This is a genomic window from Lederbergia sp. NSJ-179 (assembly GCF_022867885.1).
GTDB lineage: Bacteria > Bacillota > Bacilli > Bacillales > Bacillaceae_C > Lederbergia.
The window spans coordinates 77,874-99,265 of the sequence record NZ_JALIFP010000004.1; the positions used below are offsets into that span (position 1 = coordinate 77,874).

At 36.6% G+C, this 21,392-nt stretch carries 19 protein-coding genes, 1 tRNA gene and 1 pseudogene; 19 read left to right on the forward strand and 2 right to left on the reverse strand.

Annotated features, from left to right (window positions below; genetic code table 11):
- Nucleotides 1-13: 13 nt before the first annotated feature.
- The 3 genes from whiA to MUB24_RS04690 all read left to right on the forward strand — a co-directional run bounded on the left by whiA (nt 14) and on the right by MUB24_RS04690 (nt 3,083).
- The gene (gene whiA / locus MUB24_RS04680; protein WP_244701898.1) at nt 14-967 is read left to right on the forward strand and encodes a DNA-binding protein WhiA; all 954 of its coding nucleotides are present in this window, start codon (nt 14-16) and stop codon (nt 965-967) included.
- Nucleotides 968-986: 19 nt separating this feature from the next.
- On the forward strand, nt 987-1,244 hold the full coding sequence (locus tag MUB24_RS04685) for an HPr family phosphocarrier protein (RefSeq protein ID WP_244701900.1): 258 nt from the start codon (nt 987-989) through the stop codon (nt 1,242-1,244).
- Nucleotides 1,245-1,364: 120 nt separating this feature from the next.
- The gene (locus tag MUB24_RS04690) at nt 1,365-3,083 is read left to right on the forward strand and encodes an ABC transporter ATP-binding protein (RefSeq protein ID WP_244701902.1); all 1,719 of its coding nucleotides are present in this window, start codon (nt 1,365-1,367) and stop codon (nt 3,081-3,083) included.
- A 150-nt stretch (nt 3,084-3,233) separates the two neighbouring features.
- Here the strand turns inward: MUB24_RS04690 and clpP are convergent.
- Nucleotides 3,234-3,848, reverse strand: a pseudogene (gene clpP, locus MUB24_RS04695) (ATP-dependent Clp endopeptidase proteolytic subunit ClpP); the annotation flags it as partial.
- 222 nt (nt 3,849-4,070) lie between these two features.
- On the opposite strand from clpP, the gene MUB24_RS04700 reads away from it, so the two are divergent.
- Nucleotides 4,071-4,142, forward strand: a tRNA-Arg gene (locus tag MUB24_RS04700).
- A 328-nt stretch (nt 4,143-4,470) separates the two neighbouring features.
- On the opposite strand, the gene MUB24_RS04705 is transcribed toward MUB24_RS04700, so the two are convergent.
- Complete coding sequence (locus MUB24_RS04705; protein ID WP_244701908.1) at nt 4,471-5,868, reverse strand: TcaA 3rd/4th domain-containing protein; 1,398 nt, start codon at nt 5,866-5,868, stop codon at nt 4,471-4,473.
- 617 nt (nt 5,869-6,485) lie between these two features.
- Here MUB24_RS04705 and MUB24_RS04710 point away from each other — a divergent pair.
- The 15 genes from MUB24_RS04710 (at nt 6,486) to MUB24_RS04780 (ending at nt 21,285) form a co-directional block, all read left to right on the forward strand.
- Nucleotides 6,486-7,610: an AAA family ATPase gene (locus MUB24_RS04710; protein WP_244701911.1), complete on the forward strand. Its 1,125-nt coding sequence runs from the start codon at nt 6,486-6,488 to the stop codon at nt 7,608-7,610.
- The gene (locus tag MUB24_RS04715) at nt 7,600-8,859 is read left to right on the forward strand and encodes a TadA family conjugal transfer-associated ATPase (RefSeq protein WP_244702077.1); all 1,260 of its coding nucleotides are present in this window, start codon (nt 7,600-7,602) and stop codon (nt 8,857-8,859) included. The genes MUB24_RS04710 and MUB24_RS04715 overlap by 11 nt, the downstream gene beginning before the upstream one ends.
- A 12-nt stretch (nt 8,860-8,871) precedes the next feature.
- Nucleotides 8,872-9,813 carry a type II secretion system F family protein gene (locus tag MUB24_RS04720; protein ID WP_244701914.1) on the forward strand — a complete coding sequence of 314 codons (942 nt, stop codon included), beginning with the start codon at nt 8,872-8,874 and terminating at the stop codon, nt 9,811-9,813.
- Between the two features lie 6 nt (nt 9,814-9,819).
- Nucleotides 9,820-10,683: a type II secretion system F family protein gene (locus MUB24_RS04725; protein WP_244701917.1), complete on the forward strand. Its 864-nt coding sequence runs from the start codon at nt 9,820-9,822 to the stop codon at nt 10,681-10,683.
- Nucleotides 10,684-10,728: 45 nt separating this feature from the next.
- Entirely contained in the window at nt 10,729-10,917 is a 189-nt protein-coding gene (locus MUB24_RS04730) for a Flp1 family type IVb pilin (protein ID WP_244701920.1), read from the forward strand.
- An 18-nt stretch (nt 10,918-10,935) separates the two neighbouring features.
- Complete coding sequence (locus MUB24_RS04735) at nt 10,936-11,550, forward strand: TadE/TadG family type IV pilus assembly protein (RefSeq protein ID WP_244701922.1); 615 nt, start codon at nt 10,936-10,938, stop codon at nt 11,548-11,550.
- Nucleotides 11,551-11,595: 45 nt separating this feature from the next.
- A complete protein-coding gene (locus tag MUB24_RS04740; protein ID WP_244701925.1) occupies nt 11,596-13,815 on the forward strand; it encodes a DUF5702 domain-containing protein in 2,220 nt (739 codons plus the stop codon).
- Between the two features lie 18 nt (nt 13,816-13,833).
- Nucleotides 13,834-14,508, forward strand: coding sequence for a DUF4352 domain-containing protein (locus tag MUB24_RS04745; RefSeq protein WP_244701927.1), 675 nt, complete (start codon nt 13,834-13,836; stop codon nt 14,506-14,508).
- A gap of 151 nt (nt 14,509-14,659) precedes the next feature.
- The gene (locus tag MUB24_RS04750; RefSeq protein WP_244701929.1) at nt 14,660-15,229 is read left to right on the forward strand and encodes a TadE/TadG family type IV pilus assembly protein; all 570 of its coding nucleotides are present in this window, start codon (nt 14,660-14,662) and stop codon (nt 15,227-15,229) included.
- A 14-nt stretch (nt 15,230-15,243) separates the two neighbouring features.
- Nucleotides 15,244-15,768 carry an A24 family peptidase gene (locus MUB24_RS04755; RefSeq protein ID WP_244701931.1) on the forward strand — a complete coding sequence of 175 codons (525 nt, stop codon included), beginning with the start codon at nt 15,244-15,246 and terminating at the stop codon, nt 15,766-15,768.
- Between the two features lie 54 nt (nt 15,769-15,822).
- On the forward strand, nt 15,823-17,499 hold the full coding sequence (locus tag MUB24_RS04760; protein WP_244701933.1) for a DUF6382 domain-containing protein: 1,677 nt from the start codon (nt 15,823-15,825) through the stop codon (nt 17,497-17,499).
- A 6-nt stretch (nt 17,500-17,505) separates the two neighbouring features.
- On the forward strand, nt 17,506-18,441 hold the full coding sequence (locus tag MUB24_RS04765; protein WP_244701935.1) for a PP2C family protein-serine/threonine phosphatase: 936 nt from the start codon (nt 17,506-17,508) through the stop codon (nt 18,439-18,441).
- 12 nt (nt 18,442-18,453) lie between these two features.
- Nucleotides 18,454-19,374 (forward strand): serine/threonine protein kinase, encoded by a 921-nt coding sequence (locus tag MUB24_RS04770; RefSeq protein WP_244701937.1) that lies wholly within the window; start codon nt 18,454-18,456, stop codon nt 19,372-19,374.
- 34 nt (nt 19,375-19,408) lie between these two features.
- Nucleotides 19,409-20,893 (forward strand): type VII secretion protein EssB/YukC, encoded by a 1,485-nt coding sequence (locus MUB24_RS04775; RefSeq protein ID WP_244701940.1) that lies wholly within the window; start codon nt 19,409-19,411, stop codon nt 20,891-20,893.
- Nucleotides 20,894-21,042: 149 nt separating this feature from the next.
- The gene (locus MUB24_RS04780; RefSeq protein ID WP_244701943.1) at nt 21,043-21,285 is read left to right on the forward strand and encodes a glutaredoxin family protein; all 243 of its coding nucleotides are present in this window, start codon (nt 21,043-21,045) and stop codon (nt 21,283-21,285) included.
- Nucleotides 21,286-21,392: the final 107 nt, after the last annotated feature.

Below are 21,392 nucleotides of genomic sequence, written 5' to 3' on the forward strand. Positions count from 1 at the left end.
GGAGGTGGCAGATGTGTCATTTGCTTCAGCGACAAAAAAAGAATTGACAACTTTAGATTCCGCAGACTGCTGTGCCAAAGCTGAACTATCTGCTCTGATCAGAATGAATGGCTCACTCTCCTTTTCCAACCGTATACTCGTTGTGAATGTCCAAACGGAAAATGCGGCGATTGCGAGAAGGATTTATGTATTAATAAAGAGGATTTATGACGCCGAGGTAGAATTATTAGTTAGGAAGAAAATGCGCCTGAAAAAGAATAATGTTTATATTGTACGCTTGAAAAAAAATGCCGAGTTCATTTTGCGTGACATGAAAATTCTAGGGGAAGGTTTTACTTTAGTGCATGATATTGCAAAAGAATTAGTGGCCAAAGATTGCTGCAAACGCTCATATTTGCGCGGGGCTTTTCTGGCAGGCGGTTCTGTTAATAATCCAGAAACCTCTTCCTATCATCTTGAAATTTTTTCTTTGTATAAAGAGCATAATCTTTCCCTCTGTGAACTGGTGAACCATTTTTCGTTGAATAGTAAAATTTTAGAACGGAAAAATGGCTATATCACGTATTTAAAAGAGGCTGAAAAAATTGCTGATTTTCTAGGCGTGATTGGAGCTCATAATGCGTTACTAAAATTTGAAGATGTCCGCATTGTTCGTGACATGCGTAACTCAGTGAATCGTCTTGTGAATTGTGAAACAGCTAATCTGAATAAAACGATTGGGGCTGCCTTAAGACAAGTAGAGAATATCCGATATATTCAGGAAACAGAAGGTTTGGAAATTTTGCCTGAAAAATTAAGAGAAATAGCGGTATTACGAATGGAGCATCAGGATCTCACATTGAAAGAATTAGGGGAGAGGGTTTCTGGCAGTCCCATTAGTAAATCGGGCATCAATCATCGATTAAGAAAAATTGATGAAATTGCAGAAAAATTACGCAAGGGAGAAACAAGCAGTACATATAAATAAGTAAAGGGGTGATGGAGCTATGGTGGTAAAAGAAATAGAAGTTAAGTTACCGGCTGGATTGCAATCCCGCTATGCAGCAGAATTTGTCCAAGAAGCAAGCAGCTTTACGGCAGATGTTTATCTTGAAAAGGGTGGCCGAAAAGTAAACGCAAAAAGTATCATGGGGTTAATGAGCCTTGCGATCGGACCAAATGAACTTGTAACCCTTTCTGCGGATGGTGCGGATGAAGAAGAGGCAGTTGCGGGGTTAGCCGGGTTTATTGAAAACAACAAATAATGACTAGGAAAAGAGTGGTAAATGTAAATTTATCGCTCTTTTCCAATCATAAAATGATAGTATATCTTTATGATTACTTATTTTAGTTCAGATCGTGTTTGAAGTTGAAGGAGTATCATTATGCTTAAAAAGTTTTTTTCTTATTATAAACCTCATAGACGCTTATTTATCATTGACTTTTCCAGTGCAGTTATTGTCGCTATTCTAGAATTGGCATTCCCGGTGGCGGTGCAATGGTTCATTGATAAGCTTTTGCCAGAAGGCAATTGGAATAAAATAGTTACAATCGGTACTCTTCTGCTTATTGTCTATCTTTTGAGTACAGCTCTTCAATATATTGTTAGTTACCTAGGACATATGCTAGGAATCAATATCGAGACAGATATGCGGGAACAATTATTTACTCATGTTCAGCGCCAGTCATTTAAATTTTTTGATAACACGAAAACGGGACATATTATGAGTCGGATTTCGAATGATTTATTTGATATTGGGGAATTGGCTCATCACGGTCCAGAGGATTTCTTTATTGCGATTATGACCTTTGTCGGGGCTTTTGCAATCATGTTTCATATCAATCCGAACTTAGCTATTATTACAGTTATTATGGTGCCTTTTTTAATTTGGTTAGTCACCTACTGCAATATTAAAATGAATCATGCTTGGAAGAATATGTATAGTCGAATTGCGGATGTGAACGCAAGAGTAGAAGATAGCGTATCTGGTGTACGAGTTGTTCAGTCTTTTACCAATGAGCAATTCGAAATTGCTCGTTTTCAAAAAGATAATGGTTTATTTCGTTTGGCTAAGCTTAGCGCTTATAAGGTGATGGCCGGTACACATTCTAGTATTTATATGATGACTCGACTTGTCACTTTGCTTGTTCTTATTGTCGGGGCATGGTTTAGTTTTAATGGAAAGCTAACCTATGGGGAACTCGTCAGTTTTGTTCTTTATGTCAATGTATTGGTCAAGCCTGTTGATAAAATCAGTGCCTTACTCGAATTGTATCCAAAAGGAATGGCTGGATTTAAACGATTCTTGGACCTTATCAATCAAGAACCAGAAATTAAGGATCACCCAAATGCGGAAGAAGTCAATAACCTAATGGGAAATATCTGTTTTGATGACGTTCATTTTCAATATGATCCTCATAAAGAAGTATTGAAGGGGATTAACTTGAATATAAGGGCAGGAGAGACGGTTGCCTTTGTTGGCCCTTCTGGAGCGGGGAAAACAACGATTTGTTCCTTAATCCCGCGTTTTTATGATGTGGACAAGGGAGCGATTATGATTGATGGAATCGATATCCGTGATATGACGAAACATTCTTTGCGCTCGCAAATTGGCATTGTCCAGCAAGATGTCTTTTTATTTACGGGCACGATTCGCGAAAATATTGCTTATGGGAAACAGGATGCGAGTGAGGAAGAAATCCGCGAGGCGGCAAAAAAAGCTCACTTAGAAGACTTTATTGCTTCCCTTCCTGATGGATATGAGACGCAAATTGGGGAACGTGGACTAAAGCTTTCCGGTGGTCAGAAACAACGCCTAGCCATTGCGCGCATGTTTTTAAAAAATCCTCCGATTCTCATATTGGATGAAGCAACATCTGCGCTTGATACGGAAACAGAGAAAATCATTCAATCGGCTTTAAATGAACTTGCTGAGAATCGTACCACCCTTGTGATTGCCCACCGTCTAGCGACAATTCGGGATGCGGATCGCGTGTTAGTGGTCACAGAAAATGGAATTGAGGAAGATGGGACGTATACTCAATTGGTTCAACAAAACGGTCTATTTGCCAAATTGCATCATATTCAGTTTCAGGAAATTTGAAGCCAACAGGGAGTTGGTCACAAAGGCGTGGCGATTGTTGTCGCGAATTTAGCCTTTGATCCTCTATTACACGTCCCATAGGACCAGGCCTCCTCTCACTTGATTAAAAAAAGGTTGCTCTATTTGTATACAGAGCAACCTTTTACTTTATTATTTCTTATTGTCTATTTCTTCTTTCCGCTCAATGATTCGGTCAATCAATCCATATTCTTTTGCTTTTTCAGCTGTCATGAAGTTATCACGATCTGTATCACGTTGAATCACTTCAAGTGGTTGACCTGTGCGATCAGAAAGAATTTGATTGAGTTTTTCACGCAAGAATAGAATCCGTTTAGCGGCAATTTCAATTTCAGTTGCCTGTCCTTGAGCTCCTCCGAGTGGTTGATGAATCATCACTTCACTATTAGGTAGAGCAAATCGTTTCCCTTTTTTCCCTGCTGCAAGTAGGAAAGCACCCATAGAAGCAGCCATTCCTGTACAAATGGTGGAAACATCAGGTTTGATATATTGCATCGTATCATAGATCGCCATTCCCGCTGTGATACTTCCGCCGGGACTGTTAATGAAGATTGTAATATCTTTTTCTGGATTTTCTGCTTCTAAGAACAAAAGCTGTGCGACAATGGAGTTGGCGACATTGTCATCAATAGCACTTCCAAGCATAATAATACGGTCCTTTAATAAACGAGAATAAATGTCATAAGCTCGCTCGCCTCGGCTTGTTTGTTCAATAACTGTAGGAATTAAATTCATTTGTTTCTCCTCCTTTTTTTCATGCTCGCTTTCCTTAAAGTGTTGAAAACTTTATATATTTACTATCATACACCTTTGGTCAGTAAAGGTCAAATAATCAAATTGCAAATAAGATTTTTTTGAAAAACTCTCCTCTACCATACCATATTCTCCATTTGCCATGTTTTTAAACAAAATATTGCTTGCATTCTATAGAAACTTGTTCTATAATTTCATATCGTACGCTTCCTTTTTGCCCTCGTAGTGTAACGGATAACACGTAAGATTCCGGTTCTTAAAATGTGGGTTCGATTCCTGCCGAGGGCGTTTTCCAGCATAATATCATATGTCGTATAATGTTTTATAGTGGCTATATTGTTGAACAAAGTAATTTTCATGTTATAATAAACATAGAAAGGTTACAATTGCATACAATAATAAAGACCGTCCATGCGGGAACATGGAACGGTCGCCAATAGACCGTCCCCGTCAAGAGGGGTTGGTAGCGAGAGAATAATAATCCCTCACGTACCTGCTAAAGCGCATGAGGGATTATTTTTTATGGTTATTATTAGAAACGATAAGGATCAAAGGCTAAATACGCGACATCATGTCTTTTACAGGATAATTCACCCATAAAACGGGTGCTTGCACTTTACTTAATATCAAATGTTTTAATTTCATTTGTGCTTGTTAGGAAGAAACTCCCTGTTTTATAATGATCGATTTTCCATTCTTTGGACTCTTCATCGAAAAATACGGTCATATAATAGGTTACTGTCGCATTGTCTCCTTCCCTCAATAAGGAATATCCATGCAATTCCGGTTCATTTAGGGTATATTCCGCTTCAACTTGCAATTCATAACGGTCTTTTTCCTCGTTATATACAGGCCTTTTTAAAGATTCAACATCATAACGAGATTGAATAAAGGTAGCGACGTATTTCTTTCTCTTTCCTTGCAATTGAGAAGCTTGTTTTTCAACAGCTTTTTTATATTCTTCCGGCACATCCATTTTTGAAGCATCTCCCGAAACTAAAGCTTCTGTATGTAGCTTCCAATTTTCGTTTAGCATCTCCATTATTTTATTGCGATCTGTTTCCGACAATGCAGAAACTTTGCTTAAATCCATTCTTTGATCGTCAATGACATATTCCTCTGACCTCATAGTACCCCAGGGGAATTCTTTTTCTAGAGTGATTGTTGCACTTCCGTCCATTGGTAACAGTCCGAACTTTTCAAACTGACGACCGATTTCGATGTCGGTTTTTTCTCCATTAAGTAAAACAGAAGTATGATCATAAGCCGTCGCTAGATTTACTTCTCCTGCGTTAATCGTTAATTTTTCTGAGATGGGTGGAGTATCTATTTCAAATGCCTCTACTATTCTGGACTCAGTTGCGTCGAAATGACTACCAGTTGCTACCGCCTTTAATTCATAAGTCCCGATGGAATATGGACCATATGAATTTACATCATTTTTAGGTGGATTTTCATCTACAAGCTCGTCATTTATATAGAGCTTTACATGATCACGGTTGACAGAAATATCGATATATACAGGAGTTAGAAAAAAGGAATAATTTTTGAACAAAAGCCATTTCCTTCCGCTTTCCTTCATTGAGATGCTAGCGTAAGTTTCTTCAAGATGGGGATCAGGCTTTGTTTGACCTTCTAATATTTTAGCCCATGTTGTTAAATGATTAAAAAGTGTATCGGCGTCTTCTGGATGTTCATTTAAATAATGCAGCAATAAGTCTGCATCTTTTTTTTCGAATGTCCAGCCTTCTTTATTTGATTGAATAAGAGAATGAATTCTGTCTGCATCCTTTTTTTGGACTGCTTCTTTTAAAGCTGCAACAGCTTGATGGGGCGAGGTTAAATCCTTAAGTGAAGGGTAACCAATAAGGCCTATTAATAATAATAAAATGAAAAGAGATCCAAAACCAATCCACTTTTTCATTTGAGGCGATTTTGCCTTCCCTTTTAAATCAGCGCCACATTTCGGGCAAAACTCTGAATTTCCTTCTGTGCCACATTTTTTACATTTCATAACAAAATCCTCACTTTATATAAGATTAATCGATGTTCGATTGAAATGTCCCTATGTTTATACGATTTTACTGATAATAATGAAACTTTTCTACCAACAAAAGTAATAGGAAATTCGAGAGATTTTTTGAGAAGGATGTTTTGTTATTATATAAGGTGGAAATAAAAGGATCGAGGTTAGGGAACGTGGGTTCGCGGGATGAAACAGTTTTATTAGAGACTGAAAGAGTGGCGGAATGTAAAAAAGAGCATAAGCAAGAAAGTGAAATAATAAAGAAAAGTCTCCCTAGATATAGAATGTTTTTTTCTAAAGGGAGTGCCATTTACTTATTACCTTTCATTCTTTATTTCTTTTCCTTGCTGATTTTGCTTATTTATCTATTCTTCGTTAAATCTTAGACATTAGGACGCAATCACTAATAGATATCGTTTTTTTTTGTTATTTTGGTTAAAAATATCTAGTTTTTATACGCGTCTATTGGATTATTTTTAGCTAAATTTTGACATAACTCTACAATTGAACGGACATTTCATGTATCTTTTGTATATGAAATTATAGAAAAACTATGATTAAGTTCGTCTGTAAGATCGTGAGAATGAAGGTTGGTGTACGGTTAAATGAAAAAAATACAGCTTATTATTGGGGATACAGATGCACTATTCCTACAGTCATTTAGTGAATATATCATGGCTTCAAATTTGAAATCTAAATTTGATTTGAAACTTTTTTCTAGTTCATCACGTATAAAGAAGTATATCGAAACGGAGCAAGTTTATGATATTTTATTAATTCAACCAGAGCTATACAATCCTAATATGGTTCTAAGTGAAAAAAATACGGTGTTCTTTTTACAAGAAAGTATGAATGATGCGAATCAATCTCAATCAGTCTATAAATACCAACCGTTGAATAAGATTCTATCTGATATGCTTTCAGTCTATTATGAACATTACTCAACGTTTCAAGGAGTGGCACGTGAAGGAATTAAGACAAAGGTACTTTCTGTTTATTCACCGAATGGGGGAACAGGGAAAACAACCTTCACAATAAACTTGAGTAAACAAATGGCTTTAAAGGGAAATAAGGTATTTTATTTAAATCTTGAATTTTTAAATACGAGCTCACTTTTTTTCCAATCAGCGGACGATCATCCCTCCTTACAAGTTTTCTATTATTTAAAAGCAAGACCAGAACAGTTCTTGTCAAAGATTGAATCTTTGAAGAAAACCGATGAAACAATGAATGTCGATTATTTTCAATTACCGATCTGCCCGGATGAAATGATTGCGATCAAACGGGAAGAAATCAAATATCTTATTCAAGCAATCATTGAAACAGAACATTACGATTATATTTTGATTGATTTGGATTCATCTGTGCACGAAAGAGTTGGAGCCGCGATTGAAGAAAGCCATCAGGTGATTTGGCTGTTGAATAATGATATCCAAAGCTTTTATAAAACGGTTGGCATGTTAGATCGAATGGATGATGTGTTTGGGAATGAACATCACTTAGAGGAAAAGGTAACGTTTATTATGAATCGTTTTACGGGGTATTTTCCAGAAGCTTATTTGAAATTTAATCTTCCTATCAGGGGTTATTTACCTAATATCACGGAATGGTTACAAAATAATGATGTGAAACAAGTTCTATACCACCCTTTATATACAAAAGAATTACTTGCTATTACGGAGGATTTAATTGTGAAGCGTGAGGCAGGTGTCGAGATTGATCAAGGATGAACAGGTGAAGGAAATTATTCAAAAATTAAGAGAATCCTTGGATTTGATGCATTCCATCCCGAACGAGGAATTACTCGAGTATGTAGAGGCAGCAGTTTTTGAATATGCCCAAACGAATCGTGTGAATTCAAAGGAAATTCAATGGCTTGTGAACAGAACCTTTAATGCGTTTCGTGGGTATGACATTTTGCAACCATTGATAGATGATAAAACGATTACTGAAATTATGGTGAACAATCATAAGGAAATTTTCATTGAACGCTTTGGTGAAGTAACGAAAGTGGATATTGAATTTGAAAATCAACAAAAGCTAGAGGATATTATTCAATCGATTGTGTCCAAGGTTAATCGGGTGGTGAATGAATCTTCACCAATTGTTGATGCCAGATTACATGATGGGTCAAGGGTCAACGTTGTATTGCCTCCCCTCGCATTAAAGGGTCCGGTGATGACGATTCGGAAATTTCCTGAAAAAGCTTTGACAATGGAGGATTTACTTGATTTTGATGCAATCAGTGAAGAGGCAGCAAGGTTTTTAAAGGATTTAGTTATTGCAAAATATAATATTTTCATTGGCGGCGGAACAGGCTCAGGTAAAACAACCTTTTTAAATGTTTTATCAAACTTTATTCCACAACAAGAACGTATTATTACGATTGAAGACTCTGCGGAGCTACAAATTAAAAATGTACCCAATCTTGTTGCATTAGAAACACGTAATGCAAATACAGAGGGGAAGGGTGAAGTTTCGATACGCGAACTGATTAAAACATCATTGCGGATGCGACCCAATCGAATTATTGTTGGAGAGGTTCGGGGCGCTGAAGCCTTGGATATGTTGCAAGCAATGAATACTGGTCACGATGGTTCACTTTCTACAGGTCATGCGAATTCATCCTTAGATATGTTAAGCCGGTTAGAGACGATGGTTTTAAGTGGGGCTAATCTGCCTGTACAAGTCATTCGCCAACAAATAAACTCAGCGATTGATATTCTCATCCATTTAACGAGATTAAGAGATAACTCGCGAAAGGTTGTTTCAATAAGTGAATTAGTTGGTATAGAAGGTGGCGAAATTCAATTAAATCCTTTATTTGAATTTGTCGAGGAAGGAGAAACTGAGGAAGGCAAGGTGATCGGTCAATTAAATCCAACAGGAAATAAACTGCAATCTGTTTCGAAATTAAGGCAAGCAGGAATAGATCCTGAGGAAATCCTCCTTATGAAAAGGGAAAATATGATCAGTTAAGGTGATGAGTAAATGAATCAAGATATGTGGATCCTGTTGCTTCTTCCTGTTTTATTAGTCATTTACATTGTAATGAATCGCAAATCAAAGCAAAAGCAAGGCCAGCAAACCTCGAAACAGGCTGCCAACCAAAGTGTCTCAGTGAAGAAAGTAGTAGAAGAGAAAAAAGAAGCGGCCCTAAAACGTACTAGAAAAGTAGAAGGTCACTTAATCGATTATTCAAAATATCAGCTTAGTATCAAGGAGTTTTTGTTCTATAGCATCATGGCAATGATTGCTTTGTTTTTGATCGGTTTTTTGTTTTACGAAAGTGTCATTTTTTCACTCATATTAGCTGTAGCTGGACTGCTATTTCCAAGAATGCAAAGAAAGAGATTACTGTTAAAGAGAAAGGAAAAATTGGCTGTTCAGTTCAAGGAAGCCATTGCCTCCTTATCCTCATCGTTGGCGGCTGGAAGATCGATTGAAAATAGCTTTCGTGAAACGGTTCATGATTTGAAATTCTTATACCCTGACCCAAACACTTATATTATCCGTGAATTTGAAATTATTAATCGAAGAGTTGAAAATGGGGAGACGATTGAACGAGCTATTCAAGATTTTGCCTTACGTTCAGATTTAGAGGATGTCATTAATTTTTCCGATATTTTTATAACATGTAAACGTACAGGTGGAAATTTGGTAGAGGTTATTAGAAGAACCGCCGATGTGATTAGTGAAAAGATAGACATTCAGCAAGAGGTACAAGTCATGCTAGCCCAAAAAAAATTCGAATCAAAAATCCTGTCAATCATGCCAGTAGGAATGATTGCATTATTAAAATATAGTTCTGGAGACTACTTGGCACCTTTATATGATTGGGCAAAATTAGGCCCGTTAATTATGACGTTTTGTTTAGCTTTGTTGTGTTTGTCTTATTGGCTCAGTCAAAGAATTATGAATATTAAGGTGTGATCCATATTGGTCATCTATGGAATACTTTTAGCGGTTTTACTTGTGATGATGTTGATTTTATATATTGCCTCACGTCATAAATATGACGAAACGATAGAAGAATTCGAGGGGGTGTATCCACTTCTGTTTCTTGCTCCGGTTTCACTTCTTCTGATGAATAAACTGAAAATATTAGAACGGATGCATACACAAGTGGCCTATATACAACAAAAAATGATTAGTTTGCATGGGAGCCGAGATGCTTTAAAGCACACAAGAATGTTCCTTGCACAATTGATCTCCGTTATTTTTCTTTGTTTACTTGGTGCTTGTTTATTAGGACTATTAACATCTGGAGATCATCTATTATTTGGAATTGGCCTTATGTTTACAGTGATGATTCCAACATTCCTTATTAACCAATTATCTACATTGGAAAAGGAAAGAAAGCATAAGATTTTATTGGAATTACCTGAATTTGTAAATAAGGTTATTCTACTTGTCAATGCAGGAGAAACGGTACAACAAGCGATTATTCGCTGTGTAGAAATGAATACGAATGATGATTCACCGCTTTATAAGGAGCTAAAGGAAACAGTTAACCGCATGACAAGTAATGAGCCCTTTCCGCAAGCATTAAATGAGTTAAGTAAGCAATGTGCGATTCAGGAAGTAGCTATCTTCACAACGACAGTATTATTAAACTACCGAAAAGGTGGACAAGATTTAATTTTATCACTGCGAGAGCTGTCACACGATTTATGGGAAAAGAGAAAAAATATTTCGAGAACAAAAGGAGAAGAGGCATCTTCTAAACTCGTTTTCCCTTTAATTATTATCTTTGTTGCAATCATGATTATTGTTGGCTATCCAGCAATAAGCATTATGTAAATAAAAGAGGATGTTGAAAAAGCATAAAAAATGGAGGAATGAATGATGAATACACTAACGACGTGGTTTAAAAATTTTTGGAATGATGAGGAAGGGATGCAAACACTAGAAATTATGTTGATTATTGCCGTGATTGTTGTGATTGCTTTAGCCTTTAGAAAGCAAATTACTGGTTGGGTAACAAGTTTATTACAATTTGGAGATTCTAAAATAATGGAGTTCCAGCAAGATTAATAGTCAGGAGCGATTCTGATGAAGAAACAGATATATTCATTTCTTAAAAATGATAAAGGGGTCTTTACAATTGAAGCATCAATGATTTTTCCGATGCTTCTCATTATTACTCTATCTTTGATCTTCTTTAGTCTTGTGATCTATTACAAATCTGTATTGCAATTTGATGCAAATCGCATCGCAGATCAGGTTTCATATGTATGGAATAATAGCTCTAAAGATGTGAAAACAGGTGAATTTGATACGTATACGAATGATTTAGATGATGGCTTATATTGGAGATTAACAAGTAATAATATTTTAGAACAATTTGGTTTACCAAATATTGGGGATTCTAGTTTAGTGGCGAAAAAGGAGCATGCTGAACTGATTGAGGAAATACCGGGGCCTATTACAGGTAGCGTTGAATTTCAAAATGGCTTAGCTGGAAGCAGAATTAATGTCACTTTGCAACAACCCCTTTATTTACCATCAGCGGTGAAAACCATGTTTGGGATTGATTTGATGCGTGCACAAGCATCCCGGCCCATCACTGAACCAGTCGAATTTATTCGCAATGTTGATTTTATTCTATATTTTGTGAATGATATTTCAAAATATAGCGGCTATATTAGTCAGTTCAGATCAAGATAGAAAGCGAAATGGATTCCAATATAATAAAAGACGAAAGAGGGGAGAATGATCGGCTTTTTAAAAAAAATCTATCATAAGTTTATCGTAGATGAAAATGGAGCAGTTTCCATTTATGCCATTATCATTACTCTTCTCCTCTTTATTTTTAATGCCGTTTTAATTGACTTTATTCGAATTATGGCCGCAGAGCGTGAAACCGATACAGCAATGAAAACAGCGATACGTTCCACGATGTCTGCCTATAATCAAGATGTTAAAGGCTATGGGTTATTTGGTTTTGAGGGTGGAGAAAGTGAAGCAAAGGAAATTTTTGATAAGGTGTTAAGGGAAAATTTAAAACAGGAGGAAGGCGATTATTTTAGTTTTATTGATACAAAGCTTGAGGATGATGTAAATATCATTGTGAGCGATAGGAGAATGCTTTCCAATAAAACAACCTTCGAATATCAGGTGCTGGAAGAAATGAAGTATAGCGCACCAATGGAAATTGGTAAAACAATTATTGAAGGTTTCCTACAAGTGTCTAAAGCAATGCAAGAAGCATCTACATATGTAGAGATCGCGACAAGTATTCAGGATGATGTGGAGGATCGAGAAGAAAAACTTGACAAAATTAAATCTAAGCTTGAAATTGCGCAACAAAGAAGTACAGAATTAGGAAAAGTTGTTCACTCTGAATCGACCAAAAAATTCCCTACAGTGGCGAATCTCCAAGATTTATTAAAGCATTTAAAGAAATACCAAGAGATTAAAGAGAGGGACCCGCTTTCAGAACCTGGCGAAGATGAAAAAGAGGAGGAGAAGAAAGAAAGGGAAGAGGAAGAGGAAAAACGGGAGCAGGATGATAAAGACATTATTACGTTTGAAAGACAAGCGAAAGAATTAATGGACACATTCAAGGTGAAATCATATGGGATGCGCGGAGAATTAGAGGATGCTCTAACTTTGATTGAAGAAGCAAAAGAGCTTAATGAAAAAATAAAAAAAACGATTGATGATAAACGAGCGGAAGCGAATGAAAGCTATGGAAATGCCAATCAAGCTGCTGATATGAATCAAAATGAGACTGGGAATGCAGATGGTACAATATCGGAAATTCGGGAGGCCAATCGCAAATTAGATGACTATATCATTGATCCCGAATTTTTTACGAACTTGGAAAATAAAACGTCTCTAGCAAAAGCAGAGGTGGATTTAAATAATGATTCTAATTTAGAAGGACAGATTAGTCTTTTACAATCCATCATTGATGCAGGCGATTTTTATCGTGATTCGGATAAAAACAGGATTGCATCGTTTGCTGGTCAGATTAAAAATCATCAAGATACGGCTAACACTTTAATTGATGAAGCCTATGAAATTATTACAGGTGACCGACCTCCAATTAAGGATGAAGGTGTAGAGGAAAAAGAAGAAGAAGCAGAGGAAGAGCTTGAGAGTGCAAATGAGGATTTAGATAAATTACTGAACGAGGCAGAGGCGATGTTAGGGGATCAGGAGCTTATTAAGCAAATTGCTGATCTCGCTGCAAAGTATGAAGGGTCGATTGAAGATAGCAAAAATGAATTTAATCGTGAAAACCCAGACGATGTGGCAAAGGATTCAATGAATTTTGTTGACATGGTTTTTAGTGCGATTGGAGATGCCTTGATCAACTCAAGAGATAAGCTTTATATGAATGAGTTTATTATGACGAAATTTAAGGCACATGATTTTAAGGTTAAGGGGGCGGAGGGATTTTCCCTGCCAAACAATGAAGTTGAATATATTATGTATGGACTTGAGTCAACTGGAGCTAACTATGCAGCCGCCTTAACGGAAATATTTGCCTTTCGTTTTGCAGTTAATTTTGTCGAATCATTTACTGATGCAAAGGTAAGAGCATTTGGACCATATATGTGGGCCGCAGCGTTAGTCTATGCCCTAACTCATACGATTGCAGATATGTCTAAAATATCTAGCGGGGAAAAGCCCCGTTTCTTTAAAAGCATTCGTTATAAAGCGGGATACCATGATTATTTAAAAATCTTTTTGTTTATGCATCCAGAGGGGAATAAAATTGCTCGTACCATGGCATTAATTGAAAATAATTCAGATGCAGATCTAACGACATTGCCAACCTATATTAGTGCAGAGGCATCTACTTCTGTAAAACTTTGGTTTTTGCCTGGAGTGGCCAATATGCTAGGACAGGCAGGTGTTATTTCTGGGCGTGTTGAAAATAATAGATATTTTATTGATAAAAAGATCGATTATTCCTATTGATTTCATGGAGGTAAAAAAATGAAACGTATATTATATTTGTTTGTAGTCGCGTTATTAAGCTTAGGTATTGTAACAGCTTGTTCTTCAGACAAGGAATCTAACAATGGGACGAATGATGATGCAAAGAATAGTGAAAAACAACAACCACCGGATAAAAGTAATAATAAGGAAGAGGACACTACCGATGAATCCGTCGAGAAACCAACTTCTGGAGACAATGATGAAAAAAAGGGAGATACATCTGCTGGAGATTTTGACGATCAAAAGGATTTAAAGCTTGGTGATACAGCAAAAATAGAAGATACGCTCGGTAAATCAGAAATTACTATTTCAGCGATAAAAGAAAAACCAGAAATAGATGGTGAATCATCATTATTAGACAAATTTTTAGTCGCAGAGGTTACTGTAAAAAATATTGGAGAAAGTCCAATTAAGGCGGAGGACGTGATTGATTCCCTTCGACTAGCTGAGGAGTTAGAAACATCAGGTTCACCAGATGATTCTGAATTCTTTAAGAGTATTGATCGAATTGAAGGCACATTAGAACCAGGAAAAAAGATTGAAGGGCAGGCAGTGTTCGATGCTAGCGAATCTGATATACATTATATTTTCATGGATATTGGATTAGTTGCTTCCGGAGCCGTGAAAAACCAAGCAATTTGGAGTATACAAAGTGATGAAGTAGAAAAATAATCGATTACAGTAAGGTGGAAATTTCCACCTTACTGTAACTCAATCATTTATTCATGTAAGCACATAAGGCCTTAGTTGCTTATATGAATAAATGATTGATCGGAATGTAAGGTAATATACCAAAGTGTTACTAGAGTAGGAGGTATGGTTCATGAAAATGCAAAGATTTGCCAAAAAAGAGGATGGAAGCTTAACTTTGGAGGCTGCCATGGTCATGCCATTCTTCTTATTATTCATTGTATTTTTGGCGACGATTATTCGAATTTCCGTTGTTGACATGGCATTAAGAACGGCGGTGAATGATACGACCGAAATGATCGCTACTCATGTTTATCCTGTTACACTTTTGGAGAATACGGCACGATCGGCATTAGATGAGAAAGTAAAGACCTATACAAAGGATACGGTTAATTTAGATCAGGTCACAGATTTGGCCAGCCGTTTATTATCCGAATTTGGGATTAATATAATGGATCATGTCAATGCAGTGGCAGGTACTGCATTAACTCCAATGGTCCGATCTAATTTTGATAAGTCTATGGAAGATGGATTCTTTGATAAGGATCGATTAACAGTGGAGGTAGATGCCCCTTCTTCCTTTCGTCCGGGTGCATATATTGGAGTTACTGCTACCTATGAAGTCGGGATTACTGCTCCCTTTGTAAATAAAAAGATCAAACTACGAAAGAAAGCTTATGAAAGGCTTTGGTCCGGGGCATAAGGAGAGGTTAAATTGTGGCACTAGAAATGTATGATTATGTTTTGTTTGTTTTTTTGCTCATCGCCTTTTTTTTTGATGTGAAATATAACCGACTACCAAATTGGTTAACAGTGTCTGGAATGACATTTGGGCTTCTTTATCATCTTATCACAAATGGTATGGATGGATTAATATTTTCAGTTGTTGGTTTATTAGTAGCGGGTATTATTTTTATTCTTTTATATATATTTCGAGCAATTGGAGCGGGGGACGCAAAGCTATTCGCTGCGATTGGTGCAATCGTTGGAGTAGAAATCACCTTATATTTAACGATGTATTCTATTGTTTATGCAGCACTCATTGGTATTGTTATTTTATTATTCACAAAAACATTTTTGCGGAGACTGACGGATGCTTTTTTCACTTTAGTAAGTACGATCCTGTCAAAGGAATTGCAAATGCTAGAGGATTATAAAGTAACAAGAAGTACAAGATTCCCATTTATGTATGCGGTCATTCCGGCGGTGATCACAACGTATTATTATTATTTTCTTGCTTAAGACGTTAGAGGGAATGGCTGGATCATAAAAAGAATTATTCTAGGAGGAAAGCAAATGCAAGAGATTTACGGAATCGAATACGATTTTCATAGTAAAAATGGCCATTATTTAAAATTTTTTAGAAAACAAGGAGAACAATTATCAGAGGAACAATTAATTCCTTTACATATAAGAATGATGGAATCGAATCAAATTCCTCATTTACTTTCTTTATCTGTAGAAGAATTGGATTTCCAGGTTCGATTATTTTATGATATTACCTCCAAGCGAAATATCACGACTTACTTAAAAAATCATCGTATCACTTCATTTGATTTTTATCAGCTATTTATTCAAATCATTACGACACTAGAGCAAAGTAAACTATATATGCTTAATGAAGAGCATTATATTTTACAAGAGGATTTTATATACATTGGAAAGGAAATTAGAGATCTATCTCTAACATATTTACCGATTAAAATGATTGACAAACAAGCTTCAACGCTCGAAGAATTAAAGAAATTAATCGCCCGTATTGTCAATCAAGTTGAGAGTCTTCAAGGTAGCGAGAAAAAGCATATTGAGCAATATATTGCTGATCCAGCTTTCAGCTTAGTTGGTTTAAAAGAATTACTATTGGAATTACAGCAATTACGTCCGTATCCACAACAACAAGGAAATTATGGACAGCCTTATCAGGATCAAATGTTTGTGGGAAATCAACAACCCTATCCGTCCATTCATTCTAATGACCCACAACAAATGAATAGCCAAGAGCAGCAAACGCAGGCTCAGGTGCAGACGAATCAAGTCGTTTCGGAATCCGTGAAGAAGAAATCGAAAAAGAAGTCCAAGACGAAAAAAAAGCAAAACTTTTTGGATACATTAAACCTTACACAAAGACAAAAAGTTTATATTTTTGTGCTTGGTTTATTATCCTTGGTGATTGTATGGAAGGTCTTCGAAGCGATACCGAATCAAATTATGCTTATTGTGAGTGGGATTTTAACAGTTTTAATAGTTACAGTTATGCTGATCTTCATCCTATATCGTCCGAAACAGCTAGTAGACAACTCAGGGGAGGAAGAAGCAGCGGCAGCAAGGGATGCTCAAGGGTCGATGAATGGGAATCCTTTTCAACAACAAATGGCCTATGGAACTCAGCAGCAGCCAGTGTACGGAACACAACAAAATCAAAGGTATACCACCACATATGGGCAGTCTCAAGAGACGGCAATGCCAAAGTCGCAATCTCCTGTTCAAGGAACAGCAAGCAAATTTGACCCTCAAGAAAAAGCTATCGATGGAGGGACAACCGTTGTCCAAAAGGCTGTAGAAGATTTTCCAGCACAACCTTCATTTTCATTAGATACGAATCTCTTAGTGGATAATGATGATACGGTTTTATTAGAGGAAGAGGATAACAGTGATTCTTATGAGCAGCAACAACAGAAGGCTCTATTAGAAATTGAACGCAATGGGATAACAGAAACCATTCCCCTTTCTGGGACTCATTTCACGATTGGCAGAAATGAATCAACGGTTACATATGTAGAGGAAAGTGTTGGCGTTTCTAGGGTGCATCTAGAAATAGTCAAAATGGATGATCATTATGGTGTGAAAGATTTAGGTTCAAGAAATGGTACGAAGTTAAATGGAGAGTCACTCGTCCCTTATAAAATTTATGCCCTAAATCACGAGGACATTCTCTCTATAGGTAAAGTCGAATATCATTTCAAGTGGGAGTAAAGATCGATGACTTCTAAGCAAAATTGGCAAATAGGCATCTCGACTGACACAGGTCCGATTAAAAAGCGAAATGAAGATTCCTATTATATGAAACTCATTGAAGATCTAGAAGGACATGAATTAATGCTTGTCGCCATTGCAGATGGTATGGGAGGCTATAAAGCAGGTGATATGGCCAGCCGAATAGTCATCAGTATGCTAGATCAGTGGTGGGAGAAAAGTATAAGAAAGCTTTTGAAGAAAAAGGATTGCTTGCAAAGAATTATTAAAGATATGAATCGAATTTTCGTTCGGGCAAATGAAAGATTAGTACAAATGGACCGCAAAGTTGGTACAACCCTTTCTGTTTTATTTTTATATAAAGGCCGTTATGCCATCTGCCATGTTGGCGATAGTCGAATTTATCAAATAAAAGGCGGCCAAATTGGTTTTCAAAACTTTTTTCGGGCGAAGGAGCTAGAAAAAGGGTTGGATTTTTTACATGAACAGCATACAGAAGCACTAGAGATGGATGTGGAAATGGTGCAATTAACAGAGGACCACTCATGGGTTGAGCAACAAATTAAGAGAGGGAATCTGACCATCGAAGAAGCAAGGAAACATCGAAAGCGTAATGTCCTCACGCAATGTTTAGGGATTGAAAATGGTGTCCAACCTTCGGTACAAATGGGTTTTTACCAATCAAGCGATTTATTTTTATTATGTAGTGATGGTTTTTATTCTATGTTCTCTAATGAGGAAATTACAGAAACCATTCTCGGGTTAGAGAAGGAAAATAGGAATTTGCAAACATTATCGGAGTATTTAGTCAAACTCGCTAAGTATTCTGGAACTCGAGATAATATTACGGTCATTTTATTAAGGAATATTATGAAAGAGGATTTACAAGCGAAAGAGCGGGAAAAGGGCAAGCTTTTATCCCTGTTTAAAAAAAAACGGTGAGGCGTATAAAATATGGCCAGGCATAATATTCGTTTGGAAAGTGGCGATATTGTAAGGGGAAAATATGAAATTGTTCATGAAATAGGTTCTGGTGGGATGTCTGTCGTCTATTTAGCGAAGGAATTGGCAAATGAAAAGCAGTTATGGGCGATTAAAGTAGCTGATATGGAAAATAAAATTTCAAAACGATTATTTTCAGAGGCAAAAATTCTCAGTGAGTTGGATCATCCATCCTTGCCACAGATTGCTGATTTCTTTTCCTCCAGTGATAGCCAGTATTTCTTTCTTGTCATGGAATATGTGAATGGTAAGTCACTTTACGAAATCTTCGAACATAATCAAAAATATTTAGACCAATCAACCATTATTGAAATTGGGATCCAAATTTGCGATGTGTTGCATTATTTACACACATTACATCCAGCACCGGTTGTTTATCGTGATCTAAAGCCAGCTAATATTATGATTGCAGGTGATGGACAGATCAAGTTGATTGATTTTGGGATTGCACGCAGATTTGTTCACGATCAAGTGAAGGATACACTGCAAATTGGCACAGTCGGTTTTGCGGCGCCGGAGCAGTTTGAAAGAAAACAATCTGATACAAGAACAGATCTATTCTCATTAGGTGCTTTATTATATTATTTATTGACTGGTGGTAAGTATGTTTATATTACACAAGAGCCTGTCCAAGTTTATCGAAAGTCTATCTCAAGAAAGCTAAGAAAATGTGTGCAACTATTAGTGGAAAAATCACCAGAGAAACGAATTCAATCTGCTGAGGAAGTCAAGCAATATTTAATGATGGCACAAGAGGAGATTGCGAAAACTGCTAAAGCACCTTTTCGTAAAATAAATGTACGAATTCATTATGTCGTTTCAATTCTTGTTTTTATAGGAGTAATCGTTTATATCATCCTTGATCAACTGTAAGTATAGATAAAATGATAGAGTGGGAGGTAAGGTGATGACAGATAGGGTCGATTTACCTTATGGTGTTTTAAAGGAAAATGATGAGGAGATTATCATTGAAATTCCTTTAACATTTACGAAGGCACAAGAAGAAGAACAGTTAAGTGAACTATCGAAAAAGGATCCGTTGTTTTTCGACTGTGAGCGCCAAGAAATTAGAGGAGAGCACATTTATTTATATTATCCGTTGCCAGAAGGTTTTAAAAAACTTCATGTATATAAAGATGCCAATCTAGCTTTACAAAAAAGAATCTCCAAAAATATTATAAAAATACAAAGAATTCAAGGGACACAATTTACAACCTATCTAGATCCTAATAATATTTATTGTAACCAGGCTGGCGAAGTGAAATTTGTCTATCGCGGAATTCGTTCTGTTTTGCCGCCGGAGCAAGAGGATGGGAAGGAATTTGTCTTTAGAATAAAATGCTTGATTTTGTCCATTTTTACCGGTATCTCGTTTAATGAGTTAATCAATAAAACATTACCCAATATTCCGATTGATCAACCATGGATTGAAGAGATTGGAAAGGCTAAGTCATTAGCGGAAATTGATCAGGTGTTATCCGTCGAGGGAGATGAGCCTCGGGAAAAACAAATTCACGCACGAACGAATCATTCAGGGCAGAGTAAGTCAAAAAATCAACAGGGAAAACGGACATCCCCGTTGTCAACCAATCAGGAAAAGTCAAAAAACCTGGAATCACAGGGCAACAAAAAGCAACGTACGGAAGTCTTTTATAAACGGAAATGGTTTGTCGCTTTAGGGTTTTTAATCATTGGTTTGCTAATGGGTGCGACCATTATTCAATATATGAAGGTAAAGCCTTATGAGCATGCACTCATGTCCAATCATCAAAATAAGCTTACGTTAAAAAAGGAATTGGAAGAATCGAAACAGGCTTATGCAGAGCAGTCCAAGTTGTTATCAGCCTATCAGCATTTAGCTATCGGCGAGGTAGACGAGGCGATGAAATATTTCAAAGACAAAAATCAATTATCCCCAGATGAATTGAAAGTAGTTACGAACTATTATATAAAGCAAAATACACCAGCAAGCTTGAAAAAGGCAGCCGAACTTGATTCGGAATCGCATCCAACCGTTGCCGAAAAACTTGCGGCCTTAAAATCAGAAGAAGCAAATAAAGTTCTTGCTTCCCTTCAATCTGAATCAGCGAATGTGAAAATCGAACAGGCATGGCTAAAAAAAGAATACGAGCAAGTCATTAATCTTTATAATGAGTCATTAAAAGATCAACCGCGGGCAAAAACCTTAGCAGCTAATAGTTATTATCATTTGAAGAAATTGGCAGATGCGATGAAATTGGCTAAGGAAACAAAAGATATTCCTTTACAAATATCCATTAAGACGGAGGAGAAAAAGGCGACTGAAGCGAATAAAAAATTAGATAAAAAGAAAAAGGAAGAACAGGTAAAGGCGATCGATAAAGAAATTGCCGCATTGAAGAAGGCACAATAGAAAATATATAATTATCAGAAACGATAAACGCTAAGGATCAAAGGCTAATACGCGACAACAGTCGCCACGCCTTTGTGACCTGCGTTCAGCAGACCTCCATTGGTATACAGGTATTAAATAAATGTAACAATAAGGAAGATGAATCAATCATGGACATTATTTTTTACACAAGAAAGCAATGCGGACTTTGTCTGGATGCGAAAAATATTCTACTTTTACTACAACACGAATATCCCATACATATAATTGAAAGGGATATAGATACAAATGAGGAATGGACAGAAAAATATGGGTTAATGATTCCTGTTATCGAAATGGATGGAGAAATACTCCAATATGGGTCAATCGATTTACTTCAATTGGAAGAAAAAATAAAATTTGAATTGCTATAGGTTTAGGGGAGTGGTAAAATAAAAATGTGGTTGTTGGGTCTTTATATATCCAAGTGGGACAAAAAGGGTCCGTCGTTAAAATTGATTCACAACCGACACAATGCTAC

Bases quoted from the DNA above. Each gene is read 5' to 3' on its own strand.
- MUB24_RS04685 (WP_244701900.1), top strand. From the start codon at position 987: ATGGTGGTAAAAGAAATAGAAGTTAAGTTACCGGCTGGATTGCAATCC.
- MUB24_RS04690 (WP_244701902.1), top strand. From the start codon at position 1,365: ATGCTTAAAAAGTTTTTTTCTTATTATAAACCTCATAGACGCTTATTT.
- MUB24_RS04705 (WP_244701908.1), bottom strand. From the start codon at position 5,868: ATGAAATGTAAAAAATGTGGCACAGAAGGAAATTCAGAGTTTTGCCCG.
- MUB24_RS04710 (WP_244701911.1), top strand. From the start codon at position 6,486: ATGAAAAAAATACAGCTTATTATTGGGGATACAGATGCACTATTCCTA.
- MUB24_RS04720 (WP_244701914.1), top strand. From the start codon at position 8,872: ATGAATCAAGATATGTGGATCCTGTTGCTTCTTCCTGTTTTATTAGTC.
- MUB24_RS04730 (WP_244701920.1), top strand. From the start codon at position 10,729: ATGAATACACTAACGACGTGGTTTAAAAATTTTTGGAATGATGAGGAA.
- MUB24_RS04735 (WP_244701922.1), top strand. From the start codon at position 10,936: ATGAAGAAACAGATATATTCATTTCTTAAAAATGATAAAGGGGTCTTT.
- MUB24_RS04740 (WP_244701925.1), top strand. From the start codon at position 11,596: ATGATCGGCTTTTTAAAAAAAATCTATCATAAGTTTATCGTAGATGAA.
- MUB24_RS04745 (WP_244701927.1), top strand. From the start codon at position 13,834: ATGAAACGTATATTATATTTGTTTGTAGTCGCGTTATTAAGCTTAGGT.
- MUB24_RS04750 (WP_244701929.1), top strand. From the start codon at position 14,660: ATGAAAATGCAAAGATTTGCCAAAAAAGAGGATGGAAGCTTAACTTTG.
- MUB24_RS04760 (WP_244701933.1), top strand. From the start codon at position 15,823: ATGCAAGAGATTTACGGAATCGAATACGATTTTCATAGTAAAAATGGC.
- MUB24_RS04765 (WP_244701935.1), top strand. From the start codon at position 17,506: ATGACTTCTAAGCAAAATTGGCAAATAGGCATCTCGACTGACACAGGT.
- MUB24_RS04770 (WP_244701937.1), top strand. From the start codon at position 18,454: ATGGCCAGGCATAATATTCGTTTGGAAAGTGGCGATATTGTAAGGGGA.
- MUB24_RS04775 (WP_244701940.1), top strand. From the start codon at position 19,409: ATGACAGATAGGGTCGATTTACCTTATGGTGTTTTAAAGGAAAATGAT.
- MUB24_RS04780 (WP_244701943.1), top strand. From the start codon at position 21,043: ATGGACATTATTTTTTACACAAGAAAGCAATGCGGACTTTGTCTGGAT.